At 65.9% G+C, this 12,677-nt stretch carries 10 protein-coding genes; 1 reads left to right on the top strand and 9 read right to left on the bottom strand.

Annotation, left to right across the window (positions count from 1 at the left end):
- Window positions 1-61: 61 nt before the first annotated feature.
- Together D6Z43_RS21830 and hutC are read right to left on the bottom strand one after the other, a co-directional pair.
- Entirely contained in the window at window positions 62-646 is a 585-nt protein-coding gene (locus D6Z43_RS21830) for a HutD family protein (protein ID WP_120654124.1), read from the bottom strand.
- Window positions 643-1,395, bottom strand: a complete 753-nt coding sequence (gene hutC, locus D6Z43_RS21825) for a histidine utilization repressor (RefSeq protein WP_120654123.1) — start codon at window positions 1,393-1,395, stop codon at window positions 643-645. The genes D6Z43_RS21830 and hutC overlap by 4 nt, the downstream gene beginning before the upstream one ends.
- Before the next feature lie 179 nt (window positions 1,396-1,574).
- Between hutC and D6Z43_RS21820 the strand changes: the two genes are divergently transcribed.
- Window positions 1,575-2,939, top strand: coding sequence for a formimidoylglutamate deiminase (locus D6Z43_RS21820; RefSeq protein WP_120654122.1), 1,365 nt, complete (start codon window positions 1,575-1,577; stop codon window positions 2,937-2,939).
- A 123-nt stretch (window positions 2,940-3,062) separates the two neighbouring features.
- Here D6Z43_RS21820 and D6Z43_RS21815 read toward each other — a convergent pair whose 3' ends face one another.
- The 7 genes from D6Z43_RS21815 to D6Z43_RS21785 form a co-directional block, all read right to left on the bottom strand.
- Complete coding sequence (locus D6Z43_RS21815; protein ID WP_120654121.1) at window positions 3,063-3,632, bottom strand: lipocalin family protein; 570 nt, start codon at window positions 3,630-3,632, stop codon at window positions 3,063-3,065.
- Window positions 3,629-3,883, bottom strand: a complete 255-nt coding sequence (gene bamE, locus D6Z43_RS21810; RefSeq protein ID WP_120654120.1) for an outer membrane protein assembly factor BamE — start codon at window positions 3,881-3,883, stop codon at window positions 3,629-3,631. The genes D6Z43_RS21815 and bamE overlap by 4 nt, the downstream gene beginning before the upstream one ends.
- A gap of 69 nt (window positions 3,884-3,952) precedes the next feature.
- Entirely contained in the window at window positions 3,953-4,552 is a 600-nt protein-coding gene (locus D6Z43_RS21805; RefSeq protein WP_120654119.1) for a DUF924 family protein, read from the bottom strand.
- Between the two features lie 2 nt (window positions 4,553-4,554).
- On the bottom strand, window positions 4,555-5,565 hold the full coding sequence (locus D6Z43_RS21800) for a class 1 fructose-bisphosphatase (RefSeq protein ID WP_120654118.1): 1,011 nt from the start codon (window positions 5,563-5,565) through the stop codon (window positions 4,555-4,557).
- A gap of 154 nt (window positions 5,566-5,719) precedes the next feature.
- A complete protein-coding gene (locus D6Z43_RS21795) occupies window positions 5,720-7,369 on the bottom strand; it encodes a histidine kinase N-terminal 7TM domain-containing protein (RefSeq protein WP_120654117.1) in 1,650 nt (549 codons plus the stop codon).
- A gap of 172 nt (window positions 7,370-7,541) precedes the next feature.
- On the bottom strand, window positions 7,542-8,927 hold the full coding sequence (locus tag D6Z43_RS21790; protein ID WP_120654116.1) for a DUF3999 domain-containing protein: 1,386 nt from the start codon (window positions 8,925-8,927) through the stop codon (window positions 7,542-7,544).
- Window positions 8,924-12,526, bottom strand: a complete 3,603-nt coding sequence (locus D6Z43_RS21785) for a DUF2339 domain-containing protein (protein WP_120655330.1) — start codon at window positions 12,524-12,526, stop codon at window positions 8,924-8,926. Before D6Z43_RS21785 ends, D6Z43_RS21790 begins: the two co-directional genes overlap by 4 nt.
- Window positions 12,527-12,677 lie beyond the last annotated feature (151 nt).

Below are 12,677 nucleotides of genomic sequence, written 5' to 3'. Positions count from 1 at the left end.
CAGGATTAGGTTTAGACCCTGTAGCGCCAATGTGCCCCTACAAAAGAATCGGCCGTGCGCCTTAGCGTGGTGTCAGCTCGATCAGGCAGCAGGCACCCTTGCCGTCCAGCTTCGCCTCGGCCAGGGCGCTGGTGGTTTCGATGTGCAGGCAATCATGTCGGCCGAGTAATTCGAATGCCTGGCCATCCAGCGTGAGGCTCACCCCGCCTTCAGCGGCGAACAACAGCATGGTGCTGGCGGCACTGAACAGCTTGAGTTCGCCTTCGACTTGCAGCCATTGCAGGCGAGCGGCATAGCGCTTCGGCGAATAGATGAGGTTGAAGTCGCGGATGGGGCCGTCGATCAGCTCGCAGTTCACCGCACTGCCACCATTGAAGGCAAACGCGTCGAGAGCGGTCAGGTCGCGGGATTGCTGCCCGTCTACCGCAAGGCGCATCCCAGCGCCTTCCAGCACGGTGATTACCCGCTGATAGCCGGTGAAGGCGGAGAAGCCGCCGGACTCGCCGACATCCGCGATGGACAGGCGCCAGCCGAAGCCGTCGAGACCGTCGCCTGCGTCGCGGGCGATTTCCAGGGTGGAACCTGCGCCGTTCTTCCACGGCATGCGGGGGTAATCGGCGGCACGCAGCAAGCGGGATTGGGTCATGAACCGAAACGTCCTTCGAGGCGGTAGCGGGAACCGGGATAGAGAAGGCGCGCGCTGGTCACGGTATTGCGTCCGGACCAGGTACGCCGGCGAATCAGGAGGCAGGGCTCGCCGCGCTCGATCAGCAGCAGCTTGCACTCATCGGCGTCGGCCAGGATGGCCTCCACCACATGCTCGCCTTCAGTGAGAGGCGCCACCTGGGACAGGTAGGCGTAGGGCGTCTGCCGAGTGAAGTCCTGCTTCAGGTAATCGGGGGCGACGGCCGGGTTCACGAAGCGGTCTTCGATCTGCACCGGCACATCGTTTTCGAAATGCACGATGCGCGAGTGGAACACGCGCTGGCCCTCACGCAGGTCAAGCGCCAGTGCCCGCTCGGGACCGGCCACTTCGTCCACCAGGCTGACCACTACGCAATGATGGCGATGGCCACGAGCGGCGATCTCTTCGGCGATGTTGTGCACTTCGAACAACGCCGACTGGCCCTTGGGCTCGGCGACGAAGGTTCCGACGCCCTGCATGCGCACCAGCAGCCCTTCGGCAGTCAGCTCGCGCAGGGCACGGTTGATGGTCATGCGGCTGAAACCCAGCTCGTTGACCAACTCGCTCTCCGAGGGCACTCGATAGTGCGGCGGCCATGCGCCGCTCTGGATCTGCTGGCTGATCATCTGCTTGACGCGGGCATAGAGCGGCGCGGGGGTGCCCCCCATCTGGGCGGCCAGCGACGAAGGCGCTGAGGGCGAACTGGACACGAGATTCTCCTTGTCGGCGAAGAGGCAGAACTGGCGGTGCCCGGAACGTGGCGCCCGTCTCCGGCATGTACCGGATTCGACAACTCCAGACAAGTGTGCGACTGACGGTGAGTTTACGTTACCCTCAAACGTCTGTATATGTATATACAAATAAAACCACCCATCCAGGGGCCCTCACCATGTCCGCATTCTTCGCCGAACGCGCCCTGCTGCCGCAGGGCTGGGCGCGCAACGTCCGCTTCGAAGTTTCCTCCGACGGCCTGCTCCAACAGGTCCTCGCCGATGCCGACGCAGAAGGCGCCGAACGCCTGCAAGGCCCGGTGCTGGCGGGCATGCCGAACCTGCACTCGCATGCCTTCCAGCGCGCCATGGCTGGCCTTGCAGAGGTGGCGGGCAACCCTAATGACAGCTTCTGGACCTGGCGCGACCTGATGTACCGACTAGTAGGGCGATTGTCGCCGGAGCAAGTCGGGATCATCGCCCGTCAGCTCTATATCGAAATGCTCAAGGCCGGCTACACCAGCGTCGCCGAGTTCCACTACGTGCACCACGATGTCGACGGCCGCCGCTATGCCGACCCCGCCGAGCTGTCCCTGCAGGTCAGCCAGGCCGCCCGCGATGCCGGCATCGGCCTCACCCTGCTGCCGGTGCTGTACAGCCACGCCGGTTTTGGCGGCCAGTCGCCCAACGAGGGACAGCGCCGCTTCATCAACAGCACCGACAGCTACCTGGCCCTGCAGGAACGCCTGCGCGCAGAAATCGCTCGCCAGCCCAACCAGCGCCTGGGTCTGTGCTTCCACTCGCTGCGCGCGGTGACGCCTGAACAGATCAAGGCCGTGCTGGCAGCGGAACTGGGCAAGCGCCCCATCCACATCCATATCGCCGAACAGCAGAAGGAAGTGGACGACTGCCTGGCCTGGAGCGGCCGCCGGCCGCTGCAGTGGTTGTACGAGAATGCCCCGGTGGATGAGCGCTGGTGCCTGGTCCATGCCACTCATGCGGAGCCGGGAGAAGTGACATCCATGGCATCCAGCGGCGCGGTGGCCGGGCTCTGCCTGACCACCGAGGCCAACTTGGGTGACGGCATCTTCCCGGCGGTGGACTTCCTCGCCCGGGGCGGTCGCCTCGGCATCGGCTCCGACAGCCATGTGTCGGTCAGCGTGGTGGAGGAACTACGCTGGCTGGAGTACGGCCAGCGCCTGCGCGACCAGCGTCGTAACCGTCTCTATCGCGCCGATCAGCCCCAGGTTGGCCGCACCCTGTTCGACGCTGCCCTGGCCGGTGGCGCCCAAGCCCTCGGACAGCCGGTGGGCGCCCTGGAAGTCGGCAAGCGCGCCGACTGGCTGGTGCTCGATGGCAACGATCCCTACCTGGCCACCGCCGAAGGCGATGCCCTGCTCAACCGCTGGCTGTTTGCCGGCGGCGATCGTCAGGTGCGCGATGTGATGGTGGGCGGGAACTGGGTGGTAAGGGATGGCCGGCATGCGGCCGAAGCGGAAACTGCGCAGGCCTTTGCAGGGGTTCTGCGGGAAGTCTTGCGCTGACCCGTTACCCTCCCCCTTAAGAGGAGAGGGGTGACCCGCGCCTGAGACCACGAAGCTCACCGGCTACTCCGAGTCTATCCAGGCTTTGAACCTGCCATCGCACGGACAAGCACCCCTCGCCCTTCAGGGAGAGGGGTGGGAGGAGAGGGCAGCATCCGACACACGCCAGATCAGCAGGTCCGTGTCGTAGCCCTGCTCCTCCGCCACTTCGAGCAATTGCTCGCGAGTCTTCTCCGAGACCACTGGCGTGCGCGACAGCAGCCAGAGGTACTTGCGATCCGGATTGCCCACCAAGGCGGTGCGGTAGTCGTCGTCCAGGTAGAGCACCCAGTAATCGCCCTTGGCGATGCCTGGCAGTAGCCGGGAGAACCAGTTATCGAAACGCACCCAGAGCTTGTCGGTGCGCCCCTCCACCTGGGGCACGGCATTGCCGCGTGCCTCTTTCCAGTCGCCATCGAGGGTACGGCAGCGGTTCAGCACACCCAGGCTTCCGTCGTCTTGCAGGCTGTAGTGGGCTTCGGACTGGGCGCAACCGCGCTGGAAAAACATCGGCAATCGCGCCAACTCATACCAGGTGCCCTGGTAACGCCCGAGGTCCACCGCCGACACGGTACGCGGCGGTACAGGCGCCCCGCCATGGCTGGCGCAGCCGGCCAGCAACAGGGCCGCCAGCAGCGCAGCTGCGCGCTTCACTTGAGCCCCTTGCCGGAGAACATCAGCACCTTCTCCCCGGCGTACTGCACGCTGACGAAGGCCTTCTCGTCACCCCAGGTGCAGCTGGTGAATCCCACGGCGCCGGAGCACTCGGTCGGGCTGCCGAGCAGTTGCTCCACTTCGGCCTTGGTCATGCCGGACTTGAGCTTGGAATAGTTCTCCTGGTTGAGCTTGTTGCAGGCGGCCAGCACCAGGCAGCAGGACAAGAGGGCGAGGGTACGCAATGACATGAAGCACTCCTTGGCGGATGGAAAGCGACCGACCGGACACGGCGGGTCACGAGATTGTTCCATTCGATTCTAGAAGCGCGAACCGGGTTCCCGCAGGAAAACGGATTCTTCGTCGCTCGACGCGCGTCCGAGCACGGAATTGCGATGAGGGAAGCGGCCGAATCGGGCAATGACCACCCGGTGGCGCTCGGAGAAATCGAGGAAGCCCTCGAACAGCTTGCGCTCGGCGGCGTCCGCAGCGTCCAGCAGCAGCCGATAGCGATACAGGGCACGCTCCTGGCTGGCGAGGTCTTCGGCGTGCTCCAGCACCAGATAGATGAAGATCTGGCGGATCGGCGCCAGGCCCCGTTCCTGGCCACGGACAAGCCCGTCGGCCACCAGCGCCTGCGCGCGGGCGTCGCCGGCGAAGGCGCGTGGGTCGTTGCGGTAGATCATGCGTGGCAGCTGGTCCAGCAGCAGCACCAGCGCCAGCCAGCCGTCCGGCTGTTCGGCCCAGTTGGCGAGACCGCCATCGAGTGCCTGTTCAACCAGGCCACCGAAGCGCTCGCGGGCTTCGGCGTCCTGATGGTCCTTCTTGCCGAACCACAGCCCCTGGCGCGCTGCGGCGGTCTGGCTGGCGGAGGCCTCGGGGCCAAACCACCAGTCCAGCAACGGCTGCCAGGGCTGCACGGTTACTCCTGGTGGTAACCGGTGACGCGGGCGACTTCTTCCTTGGAACCGAGGAAGACGGGCACGCGCTGGTGCAAGGAGGTCGGCTGGATGTCGAGGATGCGCTGGCGACCATCGGTGGAAGCACCGCCGGCCTGCTCGATGATGAAGGACATCGGGTTGGCCTCGTACATCAGGCGCAGCTTGCCGGGTTTCTCCGGCTCACGGGCATCCCAGGGGTACATGAAGATGCCACCGCGGGTGAGGATACGATGCACGTCGGCCACCATGGAGGCGATCCAGCGCATGTTGTAGTTCTTGCCCAGGTTGCCTTCCTTACCGGCCAGCATCTCGCTGACGTAACGCTTTACCGGGGCCTCCCAGTGGCGCTGGTTGGACATGTTGATGGCGAATTCGGCGGTGGTTTCCGGCACGCGGATGTTGTCGTGGGTGAGCACGAAGGAGCCCAGCTCGCGATCCAGGGTGAAGCCCTTCACGCCGTCGCCCAGGGTCAGCAGCAGCATGGTCTGCGGACCGTAGATGGCGTAACCGGCGGCAACCTGCTGAACACCCGGCTGAAGGAAAGCCTTTTCGTCCAGGCTGTCGTTCTGCGACAGGTACTGCTCAGGGCAGCGCAGCACGGAGAAGATGGTGCCTACCGACACGTTGACGTCGATGTTGGAGGAGCCGTCCAGCGGGTCGAATACCAGCAGGTAGGCACCCTTGGGGTACTTGCCGGGGATCTGGTAGGCGTTGTCCATTTCCTCGGAGGCCATGCCGGCCAGGTGACCGCCCCACTCGTTGGCTTCGAGCAGGATTTCGTTGGACATTACGTCCAGCTTCTTCTGCACTTCGCCCTGCACGTTCTCGGTGCCCATGCTGCCGAGCACGCCGCCCAGCGCGCCCTTGGACACCGCATGGCTGATTTCCTTACAGGCGCGCGCGACAACCTCGATGAGGAAGCGCAGATCGGCAGGGGTGTTGTGGCTTCTGGTCTGCTCGATCAGGTAGCGACTCAGGGTAACGCGGGACATGGAATGGCTCCGGAGGGTGGAAAAATGCGCGCAGTTTAGCGCGAGTCGAATGGCATTGCCTCTCAGCGGGATGGAAGGTGCTGAATCGGCAGTGAATGCGGGCCACACAGGCCACGAAAATATCTGACGCCGGTGTCAGCCACTGGTTCAGCGGTCAGCCGACATCGTTCGCGGCGAGTCTCCGCACCTGGTTACGGCCGTTGCGTTTGGCCTCGTAGAGCGCGGCATCGGCCACCTGCATCAGCTCTTCCAGGGTCTGGCCCTGCATCGGCCAGACCGCCAGGCCGGCGGACAGGGTCACCGACACTGGCCCTTCCCGGGTCGGCAGCGGTAGGCCGGCAAGTGCCTGGCAGAGCGCCTGCAACCGCGCGTACGCCTCATCGCCGCTGGCGCCGGGCAGCAGCAGGAGGAACTCCTCACCGCCAATGCGGAATACCGCGTCGCTGCCGCGCAGGTTGCCGGTGAGATGGATGGCCACCGCGCGCAACACATCGTCGCCGACCAGGTGACCGTGACGGTCGTTGAGTTGCTTGAAGTGGTCGAGGTCGATCAATGCCAGGGCGATGGGCGTGCGCTCGCGCTGGCTGCGAGCCTGCTCGCGAGCGAACAGTTCGCCGAGATGTCGGCGGTTGTAGAGACCGGTCAGCGGGTCCCGCAGCGCCTGCTCCTGCAACTGTTCATGCAGACGAGTGATGGTACGCAGGCGCTCTTCGCTGGTCGCCAGGGCCTCAGCCAGCTTGAGTTCACTGCAGTGGCGCTCGGTGATGTCACGCAGGTAGAGCATCTGTCCGAGAATCGATGTGCCGCTGCGGGTCACCCGCTCGATATCGCGGGAGCGGACCTCGAAGTAGCGCGAAGAACTGGCCGGGACCAGCAGCATCTCCTTCTCCCCCGCCACCAGCATCGCTTCCAGCTCCAGGCCATACACCGGCCACCTGGAGAGCGCCATGCCCTGCCAGCCCACGGGTTGCCCGGCCAGTGTCAGTGCGGCGGGGTTGGCATCGATCACCCGGCGTTTGGGGTCAACCACCAGCACCGGGTCGGGCAGCTCCTCCAGCAGCAGATGGCGCGCCACCGGCACCAGGTCGAAAAGACGAACGCCGAGAATCAGGAAGGTGAAGGCCACCAGGGTGAAGGCGAAGCTGAACGGCGTCGGGTCGAAGCCGAACAAGGTCCAGCCGTAAACGACGTAGCTCAGGTTGACGCCCCAGGGCACGCAGGTGACCAGCACGAATGCCAGATAGTGACGGCGGTGCAGGCCATGGCTGGCCAGGGCGGCGCGGGTCACCACGGCCAGGCAGAAAACCATGAACACGTAGACGTAGACGGCCACGGCATCGAAGAGCGGCCCATGGTCGTAGCGGATCGCCGCCCCCAGCGTATCGTCCGCCGGCAGGGTGCCGGGGCCGTAGAACAGTTGGTGCCAGGGGTTGCTAAGGGCCATGGCGGAGGCGACCAGCGGACCAATACCCAGGAACAGGAAGGCTCGCGGGCTCAGGGGTTCACGGATGCTGTTGACGTACTGCCAGAGAAACACGGCCCAGAAGGTCGGTACGCCGATAATGCCCGGCCAGGCCATGCTGGCCCAGAAGACCTTGCACTGCGGACCCTGCGCTGCCAGCTCCAGGCAGGCGGCCGCAAGCCACCAACAGATGCCGGCATGCAGGACGAGAAAGCTTTCGCGACCAGGAAAATGAGGCTGGCGGCGGACCCAGAGCGCTATGAACACCACGCCGATACCGACGGCAATGGTCAGCGCCACCGGCCCGCTGAAGCTCCATCCACTGGCCAGGCAGGTGTTCAACGCAGCTCCCCGGAGGGCACGGCAATTGGGGGCAAGGGTTCCGGATGGAGCGGCTGAAGGCTGGGCACCTGATCGTCCTGACCTGACGTGGAGCCGCCTGCTGCGGCCTTTGGAATGACCGAACAAAGATACATCAAAAAGCCACTATCACCGTATGGTCATTCGCAATTCATCAAGACCGCGCCGCCGGGCGACGCAGCAAGCTGAACGCCATGCCCCCTAATAGACCGACACCCAGCAGCAGGACGGCCCAGAGGCCGACACGTTTCCAGACGATCTGACCGGCCGCCTGCCGCTCTGCCGGATGGACGCCAGTCTGCGCAGGAATCGCCACTGCTTCGGCGCGCCCCATCTTCTCCAGACTGGCGCTGTCGAAACCCGGCACCAGCGTGGACAGGGGCAGTTCCGCGCGGCTGGCCTCAAGATTGCCCAGGGCGAGCGTGAACGGCGGATTGCCACGAGCGAGGAATACCACCTGGGTGGCATGCATGCCCACTTCCAGACGGGGTACCTGCTGGCCGAAGCCGCCGGCACGCTGATCAACCGTCAGGCGCAGCTGCTTGATCGCCATCCATCCCGGCAGGTCCAGCTCCTCCTGGGCGACCTCCTTTCCGTCCTGCGGTAACCGGTAAAGCAGGCCGGACATTACCGGCTGCCATTGCGGAGCGCCATCGCGGCGAGCCTCCACCTGCACCGGCAGCAGGCTGCCGGGCCGCTCCACGGCAACGCGCAGTCGCTCGATGGGCAACCCCAGCGGCAGGTCCCAGATGTACTGGCCATCCTTGCTGCTGACCGGGTCCAGCGGCGCGGACCAGGCCATGGCCGCCGGCAGGCTTTCACGGCTGGCGCTCGATACCTTCACCGCAGTCAGTTCCGCCGCGTGCCGAGGGCTCTGCCAGAGAAGCCTGAGGTACCGCGCGGAACGCCCGGGAAGGGCCACTTCGCGCTGGTCGATGCGTTGATCGGCGAACGACAGGCGCGCCACCTGTCCATCACCCCATGACTCCCAATGTTGCAGGTCATCGCTGGCCTCGATGCTGAAGTGCTGGAAGCCGTCAGCTGCGCTGTTCCACTCCAGACTGAGCTTCTCCAGCGGAGCTCCCACACCGCTGACGTCCAGCAACCAGCCACGCAATTGCTCACCTTCGGCCACGGGATTCTCCGGCACCACCTGCACGACCGTTCCGGTAGTACTGCGCTCGATCCTTACGCTGGGCAAGGCACCACTCCCGTCCGCCGGACCACGCAAGGGGAACCAGCGTACGGTCTGTTCGTGACGGGCACGGCGTTCGCTTGCGCTGCTGCGAGTCAGGGCATAGGCCAGGGACTCGCCCTCGGCGTTGAACACGCGTAGGTCGCGCAGGTCGGCATGCTGCGCGGCGAAGTGCAGAGCCATGGGCAGGTCCATGCGATACCAGGGGCCCTGCCCGTCCAGCCGCAGCTCGACGCGCGTAGTGAAGTCGTCTGGCTGTTCAGCGGCGAGCAGCGGCTGGCAGAGCAATCCCAGGCTGGCCAGCAAGGCCAGGCCGGGGCGGCGCAGACAAGACAATCCGATCATGCGTTGACCTGTTCCTGTTGAGATTCCGCGCGCTTTGGCGGCAGCGGCGCGAAGTAGCCGACGACCAGCAGCAGGACGCCGACGCCAATGAAAGAAACGATGCGTTCCAGGCCACCGCGATTGCCCAGTTCGACGAAGAACAACTTGGCCACCACCAACGCGATCAACGCCGCGCCCACCAGCCAGAGTTCGCGCCGCGCCCGCAGGTGACCGCCAACCATCAGGCCCAGGGCGATGCTGGTCCAGACGATGGACAGGCCAGCCTGCACCAGCATGGAATCCAGTTGTGCTTCCAGTTGATAGGGCACGCCACCCCAATGGTGCGCGCAGCGGAACACCGCCGCGGTCGCCAGGGCGAACAGCGATACACCGGCCACGCCCTGGGGCAGCCATGCCGGCAGTGCGCGCACACCGAACTGCGGCAGGCAGTCACGCAGCCAGAGGCAGATACCCAGCAGCGCGAACAGCAGGCCCAGCTCCAGCGGGTTGAGCAGCGGCAGGTACGGCAGCGGTTCGGCTGCTCCATCGCTCCAGGCGTTGGCGATCCAGAACCAGGCGAGCATCAGCAGCGCCAGCGGCAACGACGCCCACAGACGGTATTCACGCGGATAAGCCGCCACCGGCCAAGGCAGGCGCGGACGCAGAGCCACCAGCAACAGCCAGGCGCTCGGCAGCAGGGCCCAACCCAGCCAGCGCCAGGCGTTGTATTGCTCGGAGAGCAGCATCAACAGGTAGCGCAACTCCAGCGCCAGCACGCCGAGCAGCAACCAACAGCCCAGCACATGGGCGGCACTACGTGCCCCCGCGGGCAAGAGGTGATCCAACCTGCGCAGGGCCAGCACGTGCACGAGGAACAGGGCACCCCAACCGGCCCAGCCGAAGCTGGCTGCCGGGTGATACTGCGGGTCCCAGGCAACCGCCAGCGCCACAACGCCGGCAGGCGCCAGCACCAGGCAGAGCAAGGCCAGTGCACGCCACTGCTCGCGCCCCGCGAGCCAGGTGGTGAAGGCGACGCTGGCCGCCGCCAGCAACAGGGCCAGGGGCACTTGCAGTTCAGGCTTGGCAAAGCGCGCGATCTCCGCCAGCCAGGCCAGCGCCCACCAGCCGGCACTCCAGGCCAGCAGCAATTGGGCCAGATGTGCGAGGCTCAGCCCGCCCAATGCCGCTTCCGCACGGGCGGCACGCTGTAAGCGCCAGGCACCGACGAAGGCTGCCAGAGCGAGCACGGTCGGCGTCCAGAAACCGGCGTGGGCCAGCGGTCGCAGGCCTTCGCTACTCAGCTCGCCCAGTAGAAGCGGACTTACCGCGAGGAAACTCATGCCAGCCAACAATTGCAGGAACAGACCGAACCAGAACCCGGCGCGCTGTTGCAGATGCAAGCTGAGCCAGAGGATCAGCAGACCGCTGCCGGCCCAGACCCCAGCGGCGGTGCGCCAAGGCAACACGAAGAGCACCGCCAGGTTGACGAAAGCCAGCCCCGCCAGCAGCACCAGCGACAGACCACGCAACAATCGCGCATCGCTGCGTGCCAGCGGGTGGCGAGCAGCCAGGATCATCCCGGCGATCAGCGCCAGACCGATCAGCGACGCCACCATCAGCCCACGCCAGCCCGGCATGGAGCCGCTGCCCAGGCCCGAGCCGTCCAGGTCGAGCAAGAAGATCGCGCCGCCGAGCAACTGCACGGCGAACGCGCTGAAGAGGAAGGTGCGCGAGTTCAGTCGCAACCCGACGAAAAGCGTCGCCAGCCCGGCCAGTGCCCAGGCAATGGCGGTGCCTTCCGCCGCGAAGGCGAGCGGCGCCATCAGATAAAGGAACGCCAGCCCGGCACAAGCGAGAGCCGGCGAGAGGCGTTGCTCCAGGTCGGTGGCAGCGTCATCTGGCGCCTGGCGCAGTTGCCAGAACACGAACAGCAGTGCCGCGCCCAGCATCAGGGCGCCCAGGGGCGAACCGTCGAGCAATGTATAGGCGCCGGTGCGCAGCCCGCCGAGGAAAGCAATCGCGGCGCCGAACTGCAGCAACAGCGCGAAGGCCCGCGCCAGCGGCCGACCCTGGCGCAGACCAAGCCAGTAGATGCCAGCGCCTTCCACCGCCCAGGCAGCGGAAGTCCAGCGCGCATCCAGCCCCAGCGGGATGGCCAGGCTGCCGAACACCACACCGAGGGCCAGACAGGTTTCCACCAGCAGCAAGGCGCGCCCGGCGGTACGGCCGGCCAGGACCCGTGCCAGAACGATGTAGAACAGCCCCAGGGCCAGCGCGCTGAAGGCCGCGCCGAACTCGATATGGCGGATCAGCGCCACCTGCAGGCCGAAGCCGATGATCGGCGGACCGAACAGCACCGTGCCGTCCACCGTGTCGCCCTGGCGCGCCGACCAGCGCAACAGCTCGTCCCGCTCCGCCGGCGCGTCCATCGCCTCTGCCAGCTTGCGCCGGGCGAACAGCAGACCGATGCCGACATACATCAGGAAGAACAACACCAGGAAAGGTTCGGTGCTGGCGAAAAGCTCCGGCTGGTAGGAACGCAGGCCCCAGGCAAATCCAATACCGAAGGTGCCGACGAAGCCGATCAGGTTGAGCAGACGCCAGGCCTTGAACCAGGCAATGGCGAAGATGCCGGCGTTGAGCAGCGCGAAATAGCTGAACAGCGCCACATGGTTGCCACTGCCACTGGAGGTGAGGATGGGCGCGGCGAACCCGCCAAGCGCGGCGGCAGCGGCCAGGCCCAGGGCGTCCTGGGCCACGGCGAGGATGGCGGAAAACAGGGTTACCGCGACCAGCAGCCCGAAGGCCATCTTCGGGTCCAGTAACGGATGCAGGCGCATGGCAGCGAACACTGTCAGGTAGAGCACGGCAATGCCGGCGCCCTGAAGCATCAAGCCATAACTCGGATTGCGTCTGCGCAGCCACCAGCCAAGGCCTAGCAGCGCGATGGCGGCCAGGGCCACGCCGGCGTAGCGGAGCTCCACGGGCACCACCATGCCTTCGGTGGCGTAGCGCAGCAGGAAGGCCAGGCCGAGGAACAGCAGCACGACGCCGATGCGCAGCACGGTGTTGCCGCCGAACAGCCAGTTACGGGCAGCGGCGAAGCCCCGTTCGAGCAGAGAAGGTTCGCGGGGTTTCGGCGGACGCGGCGGCGCCTTGGGAGGAACAGCGGGGCGGGCTTCCCGGCCCCAGGCGTCAGCGGGCGCCGCAGCCGCTGGTGCAGGTGTGGGCGCTGGCGATGCGGCAGCCGCAGGCTCGGCCAGCACATCCGCCGGCAGTTCCCAGACGAGGTCGGCATCGTCTTCGGCCACGGTCTCGGGCGCGGCTTTGGCAACCGGCACGGCGGGTTCGACAGCCTGAGGCGGTGCTGTCTCGGCCGACTGCGCCCTTCCCTGCTCCACCTTGAGCAGGCGCTCATGGATGGCCTGGGTGCCCTTGTCGAACCGTGCGGCAAAACTGACGAGCGACTTGCGCAGCTCGGCATTTTCCCGCGTCAGCCACTGGAGGCGGATAGCCTGCCCCAGCCCCAGCCCCATCAGGCCGCCGAGCAGGGCTCCGGTGACGCTTTCATCAATCCCGGCCCCGAAGGCCAGGCCAACCAGCATGAAGATCCATTGCATGCAGCGATTACCCGGATGATTGAGCACTGGGGCCGCATCCATCGCAGCCACGAACGGCCGGAAGCTACAGGAAACCGGCATCGTCCCAATAGAGACGCCTGAGTCCTGGCTCACAGACACAGAAGATTCCTACAACCCGGTGTCGTATAGA

It is taken from the genome of Pseudomonas sp. DY-1 (genome assembly GCF_003626975.1).
Taxonomy (GTDB): domain Bacteria; phylum Pseudomonadota; class Gammaproteobacteria; order Pseudomonadales; family Pseudomonadaceae; genus Metapseudomonas.
This window is presented reverse-complemented; position numbering and strand designations above follow the sequence as displayed.

Coding starts and splice junctions, on each gene's coding strand:
- D6Z43_RS21830 (WP_120654124.1), bottom strand. CDS start 646: ATGACCCAATCCCGCTTGCTGCGTGCCGCCGATTACCCCCGCATGCCG.
- D6Z43_RS21820 (WP_120654122.1), top strand. CDS start 1,575: ATGTCCGCATTCTTCGCCGAACGCGCCCTGCTGCCGCAGGGCTGGGCG.
- bamE (WP_120654120.1), bottom strand. CDS start 3,883: ATGTCATTGCGTACCCTCGCCCTCTTGTCCTGCTGCCTGGTGCTGGCC.
- D6Z43_RS21800 (WP_120654118.1), bottom strand. CDS start 5,565: ATGTCCCGCGTTACCCTGAGTCGCTACCTGATCGAGCAGACCAGAAGC.
- D6Z43_RS21790 (WP_120654116.1), bottom strand. CDS start 8,927: ATGATCGGATTGTCTTGTCTGCGCCGCCCCGGCCTGGCCTTGCTGGCC.
- D6Z43_RS21785 (WP_120655330.1), bottom strand. CDS start 12,526: ATGCAATGGATCTTCATGCTGGTTGGCCTGGCCTTCGGGGCCGGGATT.